General features: G+C 69.9%; 15 protein-coding genes. 8 read left to right on the forward strand and 7 right to left on the reverse strand.

Annotation, left to right across the window (positions count from 1 at the left end; all coding sequences use genetic code 11):
- Positions 1-339: 339 nt before the first annotated feature.
- From AB0F52_RS39140 to AB0F52_RS39175, 8 genes are all read left to right on the forward strand, one after another.
- Positions 340-2,034: a hypothetical protein gene (locus tag AB0F52_RS39140; protein WP_360182111.1), complete on the forward strand. Its 1,695-nt coding sequence runs from the start codon at positions 340-342 to the stop codon at positions 2,032-2,034.
- Positions 2,035-2,046: 12 nt separating this feature from the next.
- Positions 2,047-3,096 carry a PrgI family protein gene (locus AB0F52_RS39145; RefSeq protein ID WP_360182114.1) on the forward strand — a complete coding sequence of 350 codons (1,050 nt, stop codon included), beginning with the start codon at positions 2,047-2,049 and terminating at the stop codon, positions 3,094-3,096.
- A gap of 5 nt (positions 3,097-3,101) precedes the next feature.
- On the forward strand, positions 3,102-4,934 hold the full coding sequence (locus tag AB0F52_RS39150; protein ID WP_360182117.1) for a DUF87 domain-containing protein: 1,833 nt from the start codon (positions 3,102-3,104) through the stop codon (positions 4,932-4,934).
- Positions 4,931-7,414 (forward strand): DUF87 domain-containing protein, encoded by a 2,484-nt coding sequence (locus AB0F52_RS39155; RefSeq protein ID WP_360182120.1) that lies wholly within the window; start codon positions 4,931-4,933, stop codon positions 7,412-7,414. Before AB0F52_RS39150 ends, AB0F52_RS39155 begins: the two co-directional genes overlap by 4 nt.
- Before the next feature lie 21 nt (positions 7,415-7,435).
- Positions 7,436-8,506: a replication-relaxation family protein gene (locus AB0F52_RS39160; protein WP_360182123.1), complete on the forward strand. Its 1,071-nt coding sequence runs from the start codon at positions 7,436-7,438 to the stop codon at positions 8,504-8,506.
- A gap of 18 nt (positions 8,507-8,524) precedes the next feature.
- Positions 8,525-9,487 carry a C40 family peptidase gene (locus tag AB0F52_RS39165; protein ID WP_360182126.1) on the forward strand — a complete coding sequence of 321 codons (963 nt, stop codon included), beginning with the start codon at positions 8,525-8,527 and terminating at the stop codon, positions 9,485-9,487.
- A 175-nt stretch (positions 9,488-9,662) separates the two neighbouring features.
- The gene (locus AB0F52_RS39170; protein ID WP_360182129.1) at positions 9,663-10,292 is read left to right on the forward strand and encodes a helix-turn-helix domain-containing protein; all 630 of its coding nucleotides are present in this window, start codon (positions 9,663-9,665) and stop codon (positions 10,290-10,292) included.
- Positions 10,293-10,601: 309 nt separating this feature from the next.
- Positions 10,602-11,240: a hypothetical protein gene (locus tag AB0F52_RS39175; protein WP_360182132.1), complete on the forward strand. Its 639-nt coding sequence runs from the start codon at positions 10,602-10,604 to the stop codon at positions 11,238-11,240.
- Between the two features lie 181 nt (positions 11,241-11,421).
- Here the strand turns inward: AB0F52_RS39175 and AB0F52_RS39180 are convergent, their stop codons facing one another.
- The 7 genes from AB0F52_RS39180 to AB0F52_RS39210 form a co-directional block, all read right to left on the reverse strand.
- On the reverse strand, positions 11,422-11,865 hold the full coding sequence (locus AB0F52_RS39180; RefSeq protein WP_360182135.1) for a hypothetical protein: 444 nt from the start codon (positions 11,863-11,865) through the stop codon (positions 11,422-11,424).
- An 86-nt stretch (positions 11,866-11,951) separates the two neighbouring features.
- Entirely contained in the window at positions 11,952-12,230 is a 279-nt protein-coding gene (locus tag AB0F52_RS39185; protein WP_360182138.1) for a hypothetical protein, read from the reverse strand.
- 40 nt (positions 12,231-12,270) lie between these two features.
- Complete coding sequence (locus AB0F52_RS39190; RefSeq protein WP_360182141.1) at positions 12,271-14,046, reverse strand: vWA domain-containing protein; 1,776 nt, start codon at positions 14,044-14,046, stop codon at positions 12,271-12,273.
- A gap of 43 nt (positions 14,047-14,089) precedes the next feature.
- A complete protein-coding gene (locus AB0F52_RS39195; protein WP_360182144.1) occupies positions 14,090-14,887 on the reverse strand; it encodes an AAA family ATPase in 798 nt (265 codons plus the stop codon).
- Positions 14,888-15,342: 455 nt separating this feature from the next.
- Entirely contained in the window at positions 15,343-15,606 is a 264-nt protein-coding gene (locus AB0F52_RS39200) for a hypothetical protein (RefSeq protein ID WP_360182147.1), read from the reverse strand.
- A 485-nt stretch (positions 15,607-16,091) separates the two neighbouring features.
- A complete protein-coding gene (locus tag AB0F52_RS39205) occupies positions 16,092-18,539 on the reverse strand; it encodes a BTAD domain-containing putative transcriptional regulator (RefSeq protein ID WP_360182150.1) in 2,448 nt (815 codons plus the stop codon).
- 84 nt (positions 18,540-18,623) lie between these two features.
- Positions 18,624-19,031, reverse strand: coding sequence for a hypothetical protein (locus tag AB0F52_RS39210; protein WP_360182153.1), 408 nt, complete (start codon positions 19,029-19,031; stop codon positions 18,624-18,626).
- Between the last annotated feature and the right edge of the window lie 46 nt (positions 19,032-19,077).

Raw genomic sequence — 19,077 nt, forward strand, 5'->3', positions numbered from 1 at the left:
GTCCAGCTCGCTCCAGCACAGCCGCCGCTGCCGCTACCACCCAACCCGGGATGCGAGCCGGGTTCCGCGGAACCGGCCTGCCACCTTCCAAGCACGAGCTCGGTCCCGTCGATTCCGGCGACTCCCCTGCCGCCGATCACCGAGCTGCCTGCTCCGCCGTCGTGCTTCCCCGGGGCGTTGGATCCCGGCTGCGCGCCGGCCACCAGCTCGCCGTGTCAGGGGCCGAATTGCATTCCGCAGCCGTCCACGCTGGTGCCGAGTACCCCGCCGCCGGCTCAGGTCCCGGACGGCGCCGGTGGCGATGCTGCGGAGTGCGGCCTGACCGACCTCACCAGCTGCATGGTCGTCGCCGCGAGCGCGTTGCTCGCCGCGGTCGTCGCCGCCGGGATGAACCCGCTGCTCGATCTGCTCGGCAAGACGCTGCTGACCACTCCGGAGCCGGATCAGCTGCCCGGCCTGGGCGCGGTGTGGGTCGGCTCGTGGCACATTCTGCTCACCGCCTACGTGATCCTGGTGTTGCTGGCCGGGCTGATCATCATGGGCTACCAGACGCTGCAGGCCCGCTACACCGTCAAAGAACTCGCGCCCCGGCTCGTTGTGGGATTCCTTGCCGGGACGCTCTCGCTGTTTCTGATGACCAAGGGCATCCAGGTCGCCAACGCGCTCTCGGCCGCCGTGCTCGGCGAAGGCGTCGACCCGGCTCAGATGACCCACAGCTTGATCACGATGGTGCAGGGCTCCCTGCACGGCGGCAGCATCTTCCTCGGGATTCTCGGGCTCGTCTTGGTGGCAATGCTGCTGGTCCTGCTGGTCGTGTTCGTCGTGCGGGTGATTGTGACGATCCTGCTGGTCGCCGCTGCGCCGATCGCGCTGATGTTCCACGCCCTCCCCCACACCGAAGGCATCGCCTACCTCTGGTGGAAAGGCACCAGCGGGGTGCTGGCCATCCAGGTCGGTCAGTCGTTGACGCTCGTGGTCACCGTGCGGGTGTTCTTCGCGCCGGGCGGGTTCACCATCTTCGGGCCGTCGCTGTCGTCGCTGATGAACCTGCTGCTGTGCATAGCGCTGATGTACGTGCTGATCAAGATCCCGTTTTGGTTTCTCGCCCCGCTGCGCTCCGGGCGCCCCTCGCTGCTCGAGCGGGTCGCGCGCGGCGTGATCGCCTACAAGACGATGGGCCTGCTCGCCGGCGCCGCTGGTGCTCGCGCAGCGGGACGCCCGCGCGTCGGCAGGTCGAGCGCGCCACCGGATCCGCCGGCGACGCGGTCGGGGCAGTTCATGCTGCCGATGCGGCTGCGCCGCACCACCAGCCCGATCCGCAGCCCACGACGCGGATGGGAAGAACTGCCGCGGGCCGGTGCGCTCGACGGGACGCCGGTTCCCGGCCAGCTGTCGTTGTTCGCCTCGCATACTCGCGAGGGGAAACCGGCTATGCGTGCCAACCGGCACGCGCTGCCGCTGAAGGATTTGCCGAACGCGTTGCCGGCCGATCAGCTCGGGTTGCCAATGACGGTGCGGCGCGATCCCGACCGCGTTCCGCGGCGCACCCTCGCCGACGACCTCGCCCACCCAGTACCGGTTCGGCCGCCGCGCCAGCCGGGTCTGCTGATGCCCGACGGGCGGATCAACCGCAACGCCCGCCCACCCGCGACACTGCCGAACGCCCTGATCCCGCCGAGCGCGGGAATGCTGCCGATTCACCTGCCGCCGCAAGCCGCGCGGCCCGCCCGGCGCAGCCTTGCCGACGACCTCGACGACCACGGCCGAACCAACCGGGCACCGCAGACCGGGCCGGGTCTGATCACGCCGTCCGGGCAGATCAACCGCGGGGCCCGCGCTCACCGACGCCCCGCGCCCGACGCATTCAGCGGCAACCGGCCGCTCGCGTCCGGGCAGTACCCGCTCCCGCTCGGCCTCCGCCGCCAACCGAAATCCACACCGCCCACGCCGTCCGCGCCCACGCGGAAACCCGCCGGCAACCAGCTGCCACTGCCGGTGAGCCTGCCGCTGCGGCGCGGCCCGAAGTCGAAGTGAGGTCGCCAGGTCATGTCCCATCCCGTGCGCATTCCCGCCGACGTCGACCGACCCGACCGCGTGCTCGGTCCGCTGACCGCGCGGCAGCTGGCGATCCTCGGCGTCACCGGCCTGCTGCTCTACGCCCTCTACAACGCCACCCGCAACCTCATCCCGCTACCGCTGTTCCTGGTCTTCGCGGTGCCGATCGCGCTCACGGTCACCGTGGTCGCGCTCGGACGCCGCGACGGAATCGCCCTCGACCGTCTACTCGTGGCGGCGGTCCGCCAGCGGTTCACCCCGCGCCACCAGGTCTCGGCCCCGGAGGGTGTCCAGGAAGTTCCGGCCTGGCTGGCCGCTGAGCGGGGACGGGATGACGTGGCGCCGACGCCGTTGGAGTTGCCCGCGCGCGGTGTCGACAGCGGAACGACCGCCGGCGTCATCGACCTGGGCGACGACGGGCTCGCGGTGATCGCCGCCTGCTCGACGGTCAACTTCTCGCTGCGTACCCCCGCCGAGCAGGAAGCCCTCGTCAGCGCGTTCGCCCGCTACCTGCACTCGCTGACCGCCCCCGTCCAGTTCCTCGTCCGGGCCGAGCGGCTCGACCTCGCCCCGCAGATCAACGAGCTGCGCGACCGCGCCGGCGGGCTCCCCCACCCCGCGCTCGAAGCCGCCGCGCACGACCACGCGGACTACCTCGCTCACCTCGCCGAGCACGCCGACCTGCTGCGCCGCCAGGTCCTGCTCGTCCTGCGTGAGCCCACCCGGCCGGCTGTTGGCAGCAGCGTCGGTTCGGCGCTGGGACGGCTCCGCCGCGACCCGACACCCCGAGCGATCGATCCGGCTGCGCGCCAGGCCGCCGAGCAGCGACTCCTCCGGCGCCTCACCGAGGCGGTCGAGCTACTCACCGCGGCCGGGATCGCCGTCACCGCGCTGGACGCCGCGACCGCCACCGGAGTGCTGGCCGCCGCCTGCAACCCCGACACCTTCCTCCCACCCTCCGCGACGCTCGCCGGCGCCAGCGACATCGTCACCGCCGCGGCGAGAGCCGACCTCTACGACGACGAGACCGAAGACCGGTGACCGCAATGTCCAGGACCCAACACCGCAGCTCGACGGCCGAGGCGTTCACCCCGGACGCGCTGTCGATCAGCAGCCGCCACCTCGAAGTCGGCAACGAATGCGTCGCCTCCTTCGGAGTCACCGGCTACCCGCAAGAGGTCTACCCAGGCTGGCTCGCGCCACTGCTGACCTACCCCGCCCGGCTCGACGTCTCCGTGCACGTCCAGCCGGTCGACCCGATCACCGCAGCCAGCGGGCTGAAGAAACAGCGCGCCCGGCTGGAGTCCTCCCGCCGCCACCACGCCCGCCACGACCAGCTCGACGACCCCGATCTCGACGCGGCCGCCGAAGACGCCGCCGACCTGTCGCGGCGCATCGCCCGCGGCGAAGGCCGACTGTTCAAGTTCGGCCTCTACCTGACCATCCACGCGCCCGACGAGGAATCGCTCGCCGAGGAGGTGTCGGCGCTGCGATCGCTGTGCGCGTCGCTGCTGCTCGACGCCAAACCCGCCACCTACCGCTCGCTGCAAGGCTGGGTCACCACGCTGCCGCTCGGACTGGACTCGCTCGGTCTGAAAAGGACGTTCGACACCGCCGCCGCGTCCGCCGCATTTCCTTTCACATCACCCGACCTGCCCGCGGTCGATCCGACGTCGACCTCGCCGAGCGGTGTCCTTTACGGCTACAACGTCGGCTCGCAAGGATTGGTGCACTGGGACCGGTTCGCCTGCGACAACCACAACGCCGTGGTGCTCGGCCGGTCCGGCTCGGGCAAGTCCTACCTGGTCAAGCTCGAAACCCTGCGCAGCCTGTACCGGGACATCCAGGCGTTCGTCATCGACCCCGAAGACGAATACGCCCGCCTCGCCGCGCAGGTCGGCGGCGCCTACGTCCACCTCGGCGGCGGAGGGGTCCGACTCAACCCCTTCGACCTGCCCATCCACACGACCGCGGCCGGACGCCGGACCGCGCCGCAGGACGCGCTGACCCGACGGGCTCTGTTTCTGCAGACCGTGCTCGCGGTGTGCCTTGGCGCCGAGCTGACCGCCGGCGAACGTGCCGTCCTCGACGCCGCGCTCACGACGACCTACGCGAACGCCGGCATCACCACCGACTCCCGTACTTGGACTCGACCAACACCGTTGATGCGAAACCTGCGCGACGTTCTCGCCGCCGCAGGCGATGCCGTAGCCGCGGAACTCGCTGCGCGGCTGCACCCGTTCGTCGACGGCGCCTTCGCCGACCTCTTCTCTGGCCCCACGACCACCACACCGGACGGTCACCTCGTCGTGTTCTCCCTGCGGGACCTACCCGACGAACTCAAAGCGATCGGCACGCTGCTGACCCTCGACGCGATCTGGCGACGGGTGTCCAACCCGGCCGACCGGCGCCGGCGGCTGGTGGTCGTCGACGAGGCATGGCTGCTGATGCAGTCGACAGAGGGGGCGAAGTACCTGTTCCGGATGTCGAAGACCTTCCGCAAGCACTGGGCCGGCCTCACCGTCGCCACCCAAGACATCGACGACGTCCTCGGCAGCGACCTCGGCCGCGCCATCGTGGCCAACGCCGCCACCAGCGTGCTGCTACGCCAGTCCCCGCAAGCGATCGACCAGATCGCCGCGACCTTCAACCTTTCGGAAGGCCAGCGACAGTTCCTGCTCACCGCCGACCGCGGCCAAGGCCTCCTCGGATCCGGCACCGAATGGGTCGCCTTCCAAGCACTCGCCTCACCGACGGAGAACGTCCTCGTCACCACCGACCCGGCCGAGCTCGCCGAGATCGCCCAGGACTTCGGCGACACAACCGCGCTAGATGACGTTGTCGACCTGGGCCCAGCCGATTCGGAGGTCGGATCATGATCCGGCGGGGATGGGTCGGCGGCTACCTGACCGATCCGCGGAGCGCGGTGCATCAGCTGCTCGCGGAAGTCCTCGACGTGGCGTTGAGCTGGGGCCCGATCGTCCTTCCGACGTTGGCCATCGTCATCGCGGGACAGGCCGTCGGCCGGCGCTGGTGGCGAGGCCGGTGCCACACCGCGCTGCTCACCGACGCGCGGTGCGTCACCGTGCTCGCGCCACCGACCGTCGATCCCGCCGGCGGTGTCCTGCTGTGGTCCAACCTCGTCGGACTGCTGCGACCGAGCTGGCGACGCTGGTTCACCGGCCAGCCACACCTCGCCTGGGAGTACCGGTTCTCCGAACACGACGTCACCCTGCGGCTGTGGGTCCCGGGCGTGATCCCGCCAGGTCTCGTCGAGCGCGCAATCGAGTCCGCGTGGCCCGGCGCCCACACCCGCACCGTCACCGCCGATACGCCGTTGCCTGAGCCCAAGACCGGCCAGCGCGCCATCACCGTCGGCGGCCAGCTGCGGCTCGCGCGGCCCGAGGCGTTGCCGATCCGCACGGGGTTCGACGCCGATCCGATCCGCGGTCTGCTCGGCGCGCCGGTCGGCCTCGGCCGCGACGAGTACGCCAGCGTGCAGATCCTCGCCCGGCCGGTGACCGGCCGGCGGGTCAGTCGAGCTCGGCGCGCGGCTCGGCGAGTGCATGCCGGCGCGTCCGGTCGGCTCCGCGGCCGCGTCCTGGACTTGATCACGCCCGGTGGCGCGGCGACTCGGCCCGGGCGAACGCGCGATGCCCGTCGGATCAGCCAGGATCCGCAGCTGTCGCTGGAGTACTCCGCGCAGAACCGGGCCATCGTCAGCAAGCAACGCGGCTCCCAGTACGAAACTGTCGTCCGCTACGCCGTCACCACCCACCTCCCAGTCGACGCCACCGACACCGACGTCCGACGGGCCCGGGACACCGCCCGAGGCCGCGCGCACGCCTTGGCCGCCAGCTTCGCCGCCTACACCGAGCACAACCACTACACCCGGACCCGCCTTCACCACCCCGCGCGGGCACTGGAGTCTCGGCGCCTCGACCGCGGTGATCTGCTCTCCGTTCCCGAGCTGGCGGCGATCGCGCACCTGCCGGTCGACGCCGAGATCCCCGGCATCGAGCGCGCCGGCGCGAAGGCCGTCGCGCCACCGCCAGGTGTCGCCGTTCCCGGGCCCGAGGTCAAGCCGCTCGGGGTCGCCGATTCCGGCCATGCCCGCCCGGTCGGGCTGCGCGTGCCGGACGCCCGCCACCACCTGCACGTCCTCGGCGCCACTGGGTCCGGCAAGTCGACGCTGCTGGGCAACCTCATCCTCGCCGACGCCGACGCTCGCCGCGGCATCGTGCTCATCGACCCCAAGGGCGACCTCGTCACCGACGTCCTCTCCCGCCTACCAGCTCAGGCCGCGGACCGGGTCGTGCTTTTCGACGCCGACTCCCGCCAACGCCCGCCCTGCCTCAACCCCCTCGAAGGCGGCGAAACCGACCGCGAAGTCGACAACCTCGTCTCCGTGTTTCGCCGCGTCTACTCCGCGTTCTGGGGCCCGCGCACCGACGACCTCATGCGCGCCGCCTGCCTCACCCTCCGTGCCCAAGACGGCGTGCCCACCCTCGCCGATCTCCCCAAGCTGCTGACCAGCGAAGCCTTCCGGGCACGGATCGTCGCCGGCCTGACCGACCCGGTCCTGGCCGGGTTCTGGGAGTGGTACGACGAACTCACCGAGTCCAGCCGCAGCCAGGTCATCTCCCCATTGATGAACAAGCTCCGCGCCTTCCTGCTGCGGCCGTTCGTCAAGGACGCCATCGCCGGCGGCCGCTCCACCGTCGACATGAACCAGGTCCTCGACGAGGGCGGGATCTGCCTGGTCCGGATTCCTAAGGGCTCGCTCGGCGACGAGACGACCCGGCTCGTCGGGTCTCTGGTCGTCGCCCGGACCTGGCAGACCACCACCGGCCGGGCCCGCGTCCCGCAGCGCGAACGCCCGGACGCCTCGCTGGTCATCGACGAGTGCCACAACTTCCTCAACCTGCCCTACCCGATCGAGGACATGCTCGCCGAAGCCCGCGGCTTCCGGCTGGCCATGACGCTCGCCCACCAGCACCTCGGCCAGCTCCCCCGCGAACTCAAGGAAGGCATCTCCACCAACGCCCGGTCGAAGATCTTCTTCAACGCCTCCCCCGAGGACGCCCGCGAACTCGCCCGCCACACCGCACCGCGGCTGTCCGAACACGACCTCGCGCACCTCGGCGTCTACCACGTCGGCGCCCGGCTTGTCGTCAACGGCGCCGAGACCGAGCCGTTCACGATGACCACCTCGCCGATGCGTCCCGCCGTTCCCGGCCGTGCCAAGGACATCCGCGCTGCGCTCCGCAAGAGCCGGCCGTCGCCGTCGAGGCCCGCGGGTACCACGGCTCCACCGGCGCAGGACCGCAAGACCGACCCCCGCCGTGCCCAGCTCTGACGTCCAGTTAGGAGGTCCCCTTTGATCACCACGACGACACGCCAGCATCAGCTCCGGCAGCATCTCCCCGGGCGGACAGCAGCACGTGCGGCGGGCTCCGTCGAGCACCAGGCGGCGCTCGCGACCCGCCTCACCGCCCGGGACAAATGGCTGCTGGCCCTGCTTTACGAACACCGCGTCCTGACCTCCGCCCAGATCCAGAACGCCGCCTTCCCGTCCAGCCGCTCGACCCGCCAGCGTCTGCGCGAGCTGTACCTCTGGTGCGCCGTCAGCCGGTTCCAGCCCTTCCGCCAGCTCGGCTCCGCACCGATGCACTACGTCCTCGGGCCCGCCGGCGCCGCCGTGCTCGCCGCCGAGCACGGCCTGGAGGTCAAGGACCTCGGCTACCGGCACGACCGCGCGATGGCCATCGCCCACAGCCAGCGCCTCGCCCACACCATCGGCGTCGGCGACTTCTTCACCTCCCTCATCGCCCGCAGCCGTGACCCCATTCGAAGCGGTGAGGGGGTCACGGCCTGGTGGTCGGAGACCCGCTGCGCCCGCCACTTCGGCGACCTCGTCATCCCCGACGCCTACGGCCGCTGGCACAGCACCACCGGCGAGCTCGAGTTCTTCCTCGAACACGACACCGGCAGCGAGTCGCTGACCAAACTCGCCCGCAAGCTGCTCGCCTACGCCCGGCTCGCCGACTCCACCGGCATCGCCACCCCGGTGCTCTTCTGGCTGCCGACCAGCCGCCGCGAGGCCGGCGCACGCTCAGCGCTCGCCCGCATCCACGCCGAGCTCGACCGAACCGGCGACGTCCCCGTCGCCACCGCGGCCGCCGACCTCCTCAACTCGGATACAGCCTGCCCGAGCCCCGCCGTCGAGGTCTGGCTCCCCCTCAACGCGACGTCCGCGAAGCAAGCTTCCCCGCGGTACGAGCTCGGCGAGCTGACGCGCGCCTGGCCAGCCCTCGCTCCGGCGGCGGCCTCTGACCTTGACGACGCGATCGCCCCGACGTCCGGGCAGGCCATGGCCTATCGGGTGCCGCCGCCCGTTCCCAGCCCGCCGGATGCCACGCCCAGTCGAACTCGCCGTCCTGGGTCTTGATCACGCGAGGAGTGCTTCATGGGGTCGAAGATCGCGGTCGGTGTCGCCGTTGTGCTCGCGATGCTTCCGGTGCTGCTGGGAGCCGTGCCGCAGGCCATCGTCACCTCGTTCACCGCCGACGGCAGCATGACCTGCACGCCCAGTGGAACGACTACCGGCACGGTGCCTGGCTATGGAGCTGACCAGCTCGCCAACGCGGCGATCATCACCTCGGTCGGAAAGCAGCTCCAGGTCCCCGAGCCCGGCTGGATCATCGCGGTCGCGGTCGCCATCCAGGAGTCGACCCTGCGCAACCTCGACCACGGCGACCTGGACAGCCTCGGCCTCTTCCAGCAGCGCCCCTCCCAGGGCTGGGGCACTCCCCAACAGGTCATGGACCCGACCTACGCGGCCACGCAGTTCTACCGGCACCTGCAGGCCATATCCGGGTGGCAGGAGGTGAGCCTCAACGACGCCGCCCAGGCCGTCCAGCGGTCCGGGACGCCGAACGCGTACGGCCAGCACCAGTCGGCCGCCCAGGCCATCGTGGCCGCGGTCGCCGGGGTGTCGTGCAAGAATGCCGGCGCCGGGGACTGCGCGAACATCGTCGCGCCGACGCCCGCTGCGCTCACCGCTATCAACCACGCCTGCGGGCAACGCGGGCTGCCGTACATGTGGGGCGGCAACGGCCCCGAGTACGGGGACGCCGGATTCGATTGCAGCGGCTTGACCCGGGCCGCGTACGGTGCCGCCGACATCCCGTTGCCACGGACCTCGCGCGAGCAGTACGCGGCCGGACCGCACGTGCCCACCGGCGCTCCGCTGCTTCCGGGCGACCTTGTCTTCTACGCGACCGCCGGGCGCGTGCACCACGTCGGCCTGTACATCGGCGGCGGCAACATGATCGACGCGCCCGACTTCGGACAGACCGTCAAGGTGGAGCCGTATCGCCATCCCAGGGACGACTATGTCGGCGCGACCAGGCCAACCGGGCTTCGTTGAGGCTTGGCACAAGCACTTCTGGGCGAAAGATGTGTCTTGTTTGGACGAACGCTTGACATGAATCGACTGACGGAGCGTCCATAGATGTGTAGCCCGAACTACCGGATGCGCACCGGCGGGCCAACGCCCCGGCCGGGGCATGACCATCCACCGCTTCCTCCGAAACGGAGCTGTCATGCCCGAAACCCAGAACACCCAGCCGAACGACACCAAACCCGAAGCCGCGGAAACGAAGGTTCGCCGCGCCCTGAAAGCCCATCCCGGCGAGACAACCGCGAACCTGGCCACCGCAGCTGGAGTCGGGCGCTCCACCGCTTCGAAACTCCTGTCCCGCTGGGCTGCCGAAGGACTGGCGACCCGGACCACCGGCAAGGACCAGTCGGTGCCCGTCACGTGGACGTGGTGCGACGAACAGAACGGCGACGCTGTCGATGTCGCCGAGACTGGTGACGACGCGGCTACCACGACAGCGCAGGAGACGACGGCCGCGGCCGGAGACGCTGATGAACCAGAGGCCGTCTCCTCGCCCTTGCCTGCGCCCGCATCCACCGCTGCTGCCGGTCCGGCAGCCTCAGAAGTTCCGACAGCGGATACGTCGAAGAAGGAGCGACTGCCGAAGGGCGCGCTTTACGAACTGGTGAAGGAGTTCCTGTACGAGCATCCCGGCGAAGAGTTCGGGCCCGCCAAGATCGGCACCGAGCTGAGCCGATCCAGCGGTGCTGTGAACAACGCCCTGGAGAAGCTCGTCACCCAGGGCCTGGCCACGAAGACGTGCGAGGCGCCGAAGCGCTTCACATCCAGCTGATCCTGCAGGCACAACGTCGGATGTGCGGTCCGGTCGCCACCTCGGCGACCGGACCGCATCGTTGACGGCAGGGCCACGACGAACAACCGGAAGGCACGGTGACGGCCCGAAATCCTGGTCAACCTCGCGACCAGTCAGTTGACCCCCTGCTCGCGGGTCCAGCTCGTACCGGCAGGATGGCGCTGCGGCACCAACGCGCAGAGATCGAACGTTATCGCCCCTAGACAGCCGTAACGTTGGGCCGCGCGAGATCGTCGTCTACTTCGACAGCGGCATCGAAACCTGCGGTCAACTCCGGATGGAGAACACGTGAAACGCCGTTCCGAACATCGTCGCTTGTTGGCCCTGCCGACTACCTGGCTCTTCGAACGTCGCGGCAATCTGGTGGCACAGCCCGCTACGTGGCTCTTCCTGGTGTCCTCGATCGTCATCGTCGCCGGCTTTCGCCTGGTGCTCGGCACCGACGATTGGGCTGGACTCGGTCAGTGGGTTGGCGGGCTCGGCGCCCTCTACGCTGCCGGCGTTGCGCTCTACATCGCAAACGGCGATAGGAGACGTGAGCGCGTGCGCGAAGACGAGCGGTTTCGAACGCACGCTCACTACATCCGGGCTGAGTTCGCGACAAAGACGATGCTCGCCGAACGCACCCGTATCCAGATCGTGAACAGCGGTAGCGATCCGGTTATCGACGCCCGGCCCGTCGCGTTGCACCCTCGCGACCATCCATCTCGCCCACTGCTGGCGATCAAGTCGGACGACGGCCCCTGCGTGGTGCTGCCGGGTGAGCCGGTGATCCTTTCCTGGGGACCCGAGACGGCAGTCGAAGTCCCCGAAGATGCCGCGCCGCACTACTTCGCCGGGCTGATCGAAATCGAGTACCGCGACCTTGGCGACAACGTGTGGCGCAGGATCGGTAGCCGCCCCCCGACGCGACGGCCCTACAGGTAGAGCCCTGGCTAAAGGGCAACTTGGTCCCAAGGGTCCCGCGGTCGTCGAGGCTGCTGTCGCGGCGGTGGTGAGCCATCGATAAGCCTTGCGGGGCCAAGCGATTCTCGCCCAATTGACCGCAAGCGGCAGCATCCGACGCGGTCCGGTTGTCGTATCGACAACCGGACCGTGTCGTACTCAGTCACCTTGTGGAGGCTACTTCCGGCGGCGGATGGAGCGCGTGCGTCCGGCCGTACCGTGGCCGCCCTTGGGCGTCCACAAAGAACAGCTGACCGGCGTATCGGTCGAACTTGCCGAGCGGAAGATGCGCACGGCCATGTCGTTCCAAGGTGGCGAGGGCTTCGGCAGCAACCTCGTCGCGGCCGGTTGCGTCGTGTGGCCCGGCGAGTGCGGTGAACCGGATGTGCAGCAACCACACCGGAGGCTCGTCGCCCCACAAGGGCCTGATGGTCGAGGCGCTGACCGTGATCTCGACATACTCAGGAACGCGCCCGGCGACACGTGCGGCGAGCAGGTCTTCGTGGACGCGATGGGCGAACGTGCCGAATGCGTCGCTGCTGGCGGAGTCGCTGGACGGACTTCCGTCGATCCATACACCAGGCTTCCAGCCGTCTTCGATGAGCACGGGTGCCTCCTTCATGAGGATTCCGTCGATTCGTCTTATTGACAGGGCTTCCACCCGGCGGCATGCCGGGCCGTGTCCATTCCGTACTACAGGAAGAAGTCCTCTTCGCTCGCGAGGTCTTCACGACTGAAGCGGGCGAGTCCGGCCGCTTCGGCCATCGCGTTCAGAGTGGACAAGGCGGAACCGTCGAAATAGCCGCCAGCGCCGACTTCTTCGGCGGCTTCGTCGTCCAGCATCGAAAGGGCAGCGATGACTGCGGCCTTCAACTGGTCGAAGGTGAGCTCTCCGACACGTTCGGCGATCCGATGAGCGGCGACGGTGGTCATCAACAAGGCAACGGGGCCTGTAGCCGCTGTTTCGGTCATTGTTTTCTCCTCGGGTGGTATAGGTGACTTTCGGGTAGATCTAGCGGCGGGCGGCACGGAGTGCGGCGGTGGCCGCGTGGCCAATGGCGCGAGCGGCGGTCGTGGGGTCGGTCAGCACGTGGACGGTGGCCCCGTCGAGCGGGGTGTCGGCCGGGCTGGTGATCAGCCACAGCACCGCGCACCCGGACGCGCGCAACCGGTCGAGCTTCTTCTGCCCGTCGTGGCGCGGTGTCGCGCGGTACTCGCCGTCGGACACGATGACCACGAGCCGGGCCGCGCCGGGGCGGGACAGGCCGAGGGAGCCGTCGAGGGCGTCGAGCGCTCGGGGAATGTCCTCGTAGTTGTCGTTGGCGCGAAACTCGGTGACCTCGGCGGGCGGCTTGCCCGGGTGGGTCAGCGGGCGCACGTGGTGGCCAAAGATCACGCTCGCGGCCTCGGCGGCCACCCGGGTGTGCCGGGCGGCGTTGGCCAAGATCCAGGCCGCCGAGGCCACGTGAGCGCGCGCCCACCCCATCGAGCCCGACACGTCGCACGCGATTCCGACCCGCAGCGGCGGCACGGTGACCGGTTTGCGAATGGTGCGGGTGAACGGCTCGGCGGTCACCACGGCCCCGGCAGCATGCTGGGCTTCGGCGGCACGTACGCCGCGCATCCGCAGTCGTCCCGGCGGCACCTCCGACGTGGAGCGCACGGCGACGCGTTCCCGGGTTCCGGCGGTGTCCAGGGCCCGCGCGAGTACCCGCGCAGCCGTGCACTCCTCCGGCGTGGGCGGCCGGGTGCCCGCCGTCAGGGTGTCGCCGTCAGGGGGACCGCCAGTGCTGAACACCCGCCGCGCAACCCTTCCCGCTTTCCTCTCGGCGGCCTCTTCGCATTCCTTCGCGGCAGCGGCGACGGCGGCCGGGTCCTCGGGTGCCTTCTCCCTCGCGACCTTCGCCGCCACGCCACCTAGCACGGCCGCGATCGCATCCGCTAACGGTGACGGGGTGGCGGGTGCGCCGGGTCCCGGCGACCCGCCCGATGGGTCTGAGGTCCCGGACGAGGCCGGCGGCGAGGCCGAGTCCGACCTGTCGGGGTCGGTGCCGAGAATCTCGCACCACTGCCGCCCCAGGTCGAGCATGTCCTCGCCCGCGTCGTCGGCGGTCCGTAGCGCCTGCCGCCACACTGCCCGCAGCTTGCCGAGGACTTCCGCGCCGAGCACGTCCTCGACGACCCGGGCCACGGGGTAGACCTCGGCGTGGGTGAGCACCCCGCCGTCGGCCCGTCCCAGCAGGAGCGCGGCGGACCGCGCGGCGTCGGCGGGAGTCATCTTCGGGGCGGTGGCGGGGTCGGCGTAGAGGTGCAGGTCGGTGGCGACGATGCCTTTCACGCACGCCCGGAGCCAGTGCCGGTCGTCCGGGCGGCGGCGGATGTGCGCCGCTTCCATCCGGGGCTCTTCCAGCAGCATGGCGGCGGCGACCACGGCGGGCGGAGCGTCGTCCGGGGGTTCCCACGCGGTGTGTTTGGCGTGTCCGCACTCGTGGGTGAGGGCACCCCATGCCGGGGCGTAGCGGGGGCGGTCGGACAGGTTGGCGGGGTCCACGGTCGCGGGGTCCACGCCGAGGTGGTCGCCGTCGACTTCGATCAGCGCGCGGTGCGGGTAGAAGCAGGCGGGGGCACCGCCGCCCGCGCCGGGGGCGACGCTGACGACGAGGTCGTCGCGGTCGGCGATTACGGGGACCTCGTCGGCGAACGCGGCGGACAGGGTCAGCCATTCCGGGCGGGCGGGGAACACGGCGGCACCGGTGGCGGCCGGGTCGGCGGTGAAGTGGATGCTCATGGCGCGGGTCCTTTCGCGACAGTTCGCGGGTCGTGGTGTGGGTTCAGGGTTTGGCGGTAATGCGGGCTCCGAGGGCGAGCGGGGTGACGGTCTTGCCGAAGACGTCGCGCACCACGGCAGCGACGGTGACGCGGTCCTCTTCCGGCGCGATGCCGACCAGGTTCCCGGCGGCGGCGTCGAGGTCCCACGCGTCGGCGAGCTTCTTGAACGCCAGCAACTCGCGCAACTGCGGGGCCCACCCGATCTCGCCCTTCTCCTGCCGGGTCGCGAGATTGCGCGCCACCCGCACGGCCTTCTTGTCGACCCCGAACTGTTCGGCGAGGGCGTAGTCGCTGGAAACCTGGATGTGCACCGAGAACCGGGAGGACAGCGCGTCGGTGAGGATCGCGCCGTGCACGCCGGGGTTATGCCCGGCCACGACGTAGAACCCGGGAGCGGCCTTGACGACTTCGCCGCCGTTGGCCTTGACGACGATCTCGCGACGTCCGTCCATCGCGGGATAGACCACGGCGAGCACGGTCGGCGGGATCAGGGTCGCGTCGTCGATGAACAGCGGCACCCCGGCGCGCATCGCGCGGACCAGCGGCCCGTGGACGAACACAAAGTCGCCGTCGGGAGTTTTGGTGTAGTCACCCACCAGATCGGCGACCACGGTGTCACCGTCGCCCTGGACGGTGAGGCAGTCGTTGAACGCCGCCTCCACCACCGAGGTCTTTCCGGTGCCGGGTGGGCCGTACAGCAGGGCGGCGACCCCGGCGTCGCGTAGCCGCTGCAGCGCGGTCACGTCGGGCATGCCGGACAGGAGTCGGGGGTGGTAGTCCATGCCGTTCGGACGTTTCACCGGGCCGGTGACCTTGCGCGCCGGTCGCGTAGTGGTGCCACCGGTTGCGGACGGGGTGGGCGTGGCGGGTGCAGTGCTGGCGGTTTTCGGGCGTCGTGTGCGGGGTGTAGGTGACGGGGCCGGGGTGACCGCGGGCGCGGCGGCGGATGCCGTGGTCGCGGTGGCCCGATAGCTCACCGGAGCCATGGTGACGACTTCGGCTTGCCCCCGCTCTGTCAACGCTTGGCACGCGTTCCCGACCGCACCCGATGACCGGTTCAGGGTGCGCGCGATACTGCCCGGGGTGTGGGCGGTCGCGGGGTCGTCGGTGAGAACTTTGGCGACCATCGCACGAAGTTCGCCGTTACGGAGCCGGGTCGCGGTCACACCCGCCGGGGTGGTCGGGCCCGGAGCGGGCGGGGTGGGCGTGGTCATCGCGGGTCTCCCTTTCAGACGTGACGGGTGGCCGGTAGTTGTCACGGCCAGCGCAGCAGCAGTTTTGATTTCCGGATTTTCCGGTGACACAACAAAAGTAGCTCGACAATCCGGCTCCGCGCAATACTTTTCCGCACCCCATTCGGGTGGCGCATTTCGCACCAATAAAATGGATTTCGGATCGCCTCGTCAAACCGTTTGCGCAGGTCAGCGGACGACAAGGCCGCCGGCGACCGCTTCGAGACACGGAAGTGAATGTAAATTTCTTTTGCAATGAAATGAGCAGGGATAGCGACTGCGGACACGAGGTGAGACAACCATGAGAGCGGAGTTGCGGGAACATGAACGCAGAAGCCTGGCCGACGAGGCGGGCCTGATGTGCTTACCTGCTTGTCGCCAAGCGAGTCTGGGATATCGGCGGATCCCCTCATAGAGCGACTGACCAGCACGTATGCAGTCCAAGGGAGGATCCGCCTTAGCCGGCCCGCGGAGCACCAGGGCGATCGGCGGGCGCACGGGAACCCCCGGCGGCCGCCGGGCAGCCGAGGGTCGGCTTCCCAGCTCGATGGGCACCCGCGAAGGAGCCACCCGGGGTGTCGGCGCGGCGCCGTGTCCGTCCACGTCAAGCGTCGCAGGTGTTCGACGGCTACGTGAGTAATGACGGCGACTTTGAACGGAAACACCAGGAGGCTTTTCTGCGCGATGATGATCAGTAGGTCGACACTAACATCCGTCACCGTTGATCAGCTATTTCGGCGTCGAGGTATTTAAACCGTACCGGCACGACGGTTCAGTCTTTGATGCCCGCGATACCGAAATGAAGTCCTCGAAGGCGCTCCGCGAGCTCGATCGTCGCGGATGTCGGCGTTTCGTCTATCTCGGCAAGACGTGCTTCCAGTAGGCGCAGCGTTCTGGTTATCGCGTCGTGTCGGCCGAGGTTGTGTTCGAGTCGCATGATGTCGCGGTAGAGCAGCTCGTTGTGCGGGTCGAAGTCTCGCGCTGATTCGAGCAGCTCCAGCGTGGATTCGGGGTCGCTGTGAACCCGGTCGCGAGCGAGGGCTGCGACGGCGTCGAGGGCGTCGCGGCGTATTCCTTCCCGAAGTGCGGTGATCCATTCGGCTTCGACGCCGGCCGCCAGCTCGCCGCCGTAGCTGGCGACGATCGCGGCGTTGGCGATAGCGCGCTGCTGCTCGTCGGTCGTGGTGCGGCGGCGAGCGATTGCATCGGCGAAGGACCAGTAGTCGACCTCGACGACGGCCGGCTCGAGCCGATACCTGCCGTGCTGGGCGACCACGAGGTCGCCGATGTCCGGGGACGTGGCTTTGTGGAGGGTGCTGCGGAGGCGCGACAAGACGGTGCGCAGCACCGCGGCCGGGTCCTGCGCTGGGCGGCTGGCCCACACGCTGTCGATGATCGCGGCCCGCGGAACTCCGTGCGGATGCAGGGCGAGGTAGAGCAGCAGCTCCCACAGCCGCCGTGACAGCCTGCCGGTGATTTCGACGGTATGGCTGGGGCGCGTGACGTCCGGTCGCCACGACAACATCGGCTGCCCGAACACCGCCAGCACCAGCGGCGTGGCCGCGTCGTGCCGGGTGTCGACGGTCAGTGCCGTGACTGGCTCGGCCTTCGCGTCTGCTTGAGCGGGGTCGGGCGGGTCTGCGATCTCCAGCCCGTGGGTGGGCTCGAGGGCAGGTTCGGGGTGCTCATCTTGAGCGCCGTGTGCAGCGTCGAAGAGGGCGAATAGCTCGCGGGTCGCGGATTCGGGGAGGGAGAAGGCTCGCCGGCCGCGCAGCGCCTCACCCGTACCGGGTGAAGTTGCGGTGATAGTGCCAGCGGCATCCACGTAGACCGTGACACCTGGAAGCCACTGGCCGAGCAGCAGCGCGCTCATGGTCGAGGAGTCTTCGGCGAGGGCGTGCTGTAGTCGAGTGCGATTGGGTTCGCCTGCCGGCGCGTCGGCCAGGAGGATTCGCCGCAAGTTCTCGGGCGGCTCCTGGTTGTCGAGGCGTGCGAGCGCGGCGGCGAGGTCGTCGACAGCGTGGACGCAGGCCGGTAGTTCGGCGCCTGGCTCCGGGACGCCGAGCAGGCCACGCAGGTCCGCGGCGGGCGCGACGACCTCGAAGTGGCGGGTGGAGGTCATGGCCGTGAGCAGGAGTGCGCGGGCCGCGGCGTGGCTGCCGGGGCCGATGAGACCGAGGCCGTGCGTGGCTGCGAGGTCCAATGCCAGTTCCGCGGCTGCCTCGTCTGCGGGCTCAGCCAGCTTGAGCCGCGTGTCCGGCTCGGGAAGGTCGCCGTCCGCTTCGTCGTCGGTGACATCGAACTCGTCGAGTCCGGTTTGGGCGTGCTGGTGTGCCAGGTGTAGCTGGTAGACGACCGGGGCGACGGGCAGGTCGTCGCCGCGTCGGCCGCTGCCGGGCCGGTAGCCGGCACGGTGACGTCGTCGGGCGACCAGCAGCGTTGCGCTGATCGCGCCCGCCAGGCCGAGGCCGACGTAGACGCCGGGCTCCCATGACGAGCCGGGGTCCGAAGCAGCGGCGGGAGGTGCCGCCGGGCTCGGCGGGGAGGCAGCTGCGGGCTTCGTTGGGGGCAGCTGGCGCTGCGGTGGTGCGGGGGCAGCGGGTTTGGGCGTCGGCGGTAGGTGGATCCGATCCCCGGGGTGAATCAGGCTTGGTGAGGTCAGGGGGCGACCGCCGGGCTGGGTGCTCTCGGCGTTCAGGCGCCAGATCTCCGGCCAGCGGTTGCCGTCAACGAGGCGGCGTTGCGCGATCCGGTACAGCGAATCGTGGACACCGTCCTGGGGCGGACGCACCAGCTCGATGTCCTCAGGGCGGCCGTCGACATCCGATGGCGCGGTGACCGACGAGCTCGTACCGGCATGGACCGCGCTGCTTCCGCCGGAGGCAGCGAGCGCGGTGCGGCTGACGAACGACACGACAACGGTGGTGATGAGCACCGCCGCGACCCGGCGGAGCGGGCTGCCACGCCAGGCTGGGTCCGGCCGGCCGGTGGTGCGGACGAGGTCGCGCGCGCACCGGGCGAGCTCGACGAGGAATGCAGCCCACAGTAGCCACGCTCCGCACGCGAGCGCGTCGAGCAGCAGACTTGTCGACAGTGGAGCCGTCAGCACCTCGCCGAATTCCGCCATGGTGGGCAGGTGATGTGGAAGGGGCCAGCCGATGAACCGCACCAGCGCCCACGGCAGCCCGGCACACAGCCCGGACAGCAGCGCGAGCGCCACTCCAGCCTGCAGCAGCCGCCCTGCGCCAAGCACGAGAGCACGACGAGGTCGCCGCCGTCCGGTCTGCCGTTCTGCAGGCACAGCTCAGCGTCGCTCGCCCTGGACAACCGAGGGCCGCACACCGGCCGGCGTCGGCCCCGGTCGAGGTTCCGCCGGTGCAGGTGTCGACGAGGTCCCGGGCTGAGTCTCCGGTTTCGGGCGGCGGCTACCGGGCGGTCGACCGCGCCGGGCGCGAGGCTTGCCGGCTGTCATCCAGCTGGTGAGGTCGGCAGCCGGAACGTCGGTGAACTCGGCCAGCTCGTCGGTCCCGATGACGTCCGCGGCGGCCGCGATAATCGTGCCGAGCCGGCGTTCGATGTCCGCCAGCTGCTCGACGAGTGTGCTGCGACGATGCGCGAGTTCGCCGACCTCGCGCGCTGCCGCGGTCCTCCTCGCGCTCTTCTCTGCGTCGACCTTCTCGACGCGCCTCTCGATCTCGTCGGTCGTGATCATCGTGCTCCTCCTTCGTTGGTCAGGGCTCCGGTGCATGAAATGTCGT

The organism is Amycolatopsis sp. NPDC024027, from assembly GCF_040638975.1.
Classification (GTDB): Bacteria; Actinomycetota; Actinomycetes; order Mycobacteriales; family Pseudonocardiaceae; genus Amycolatopsis.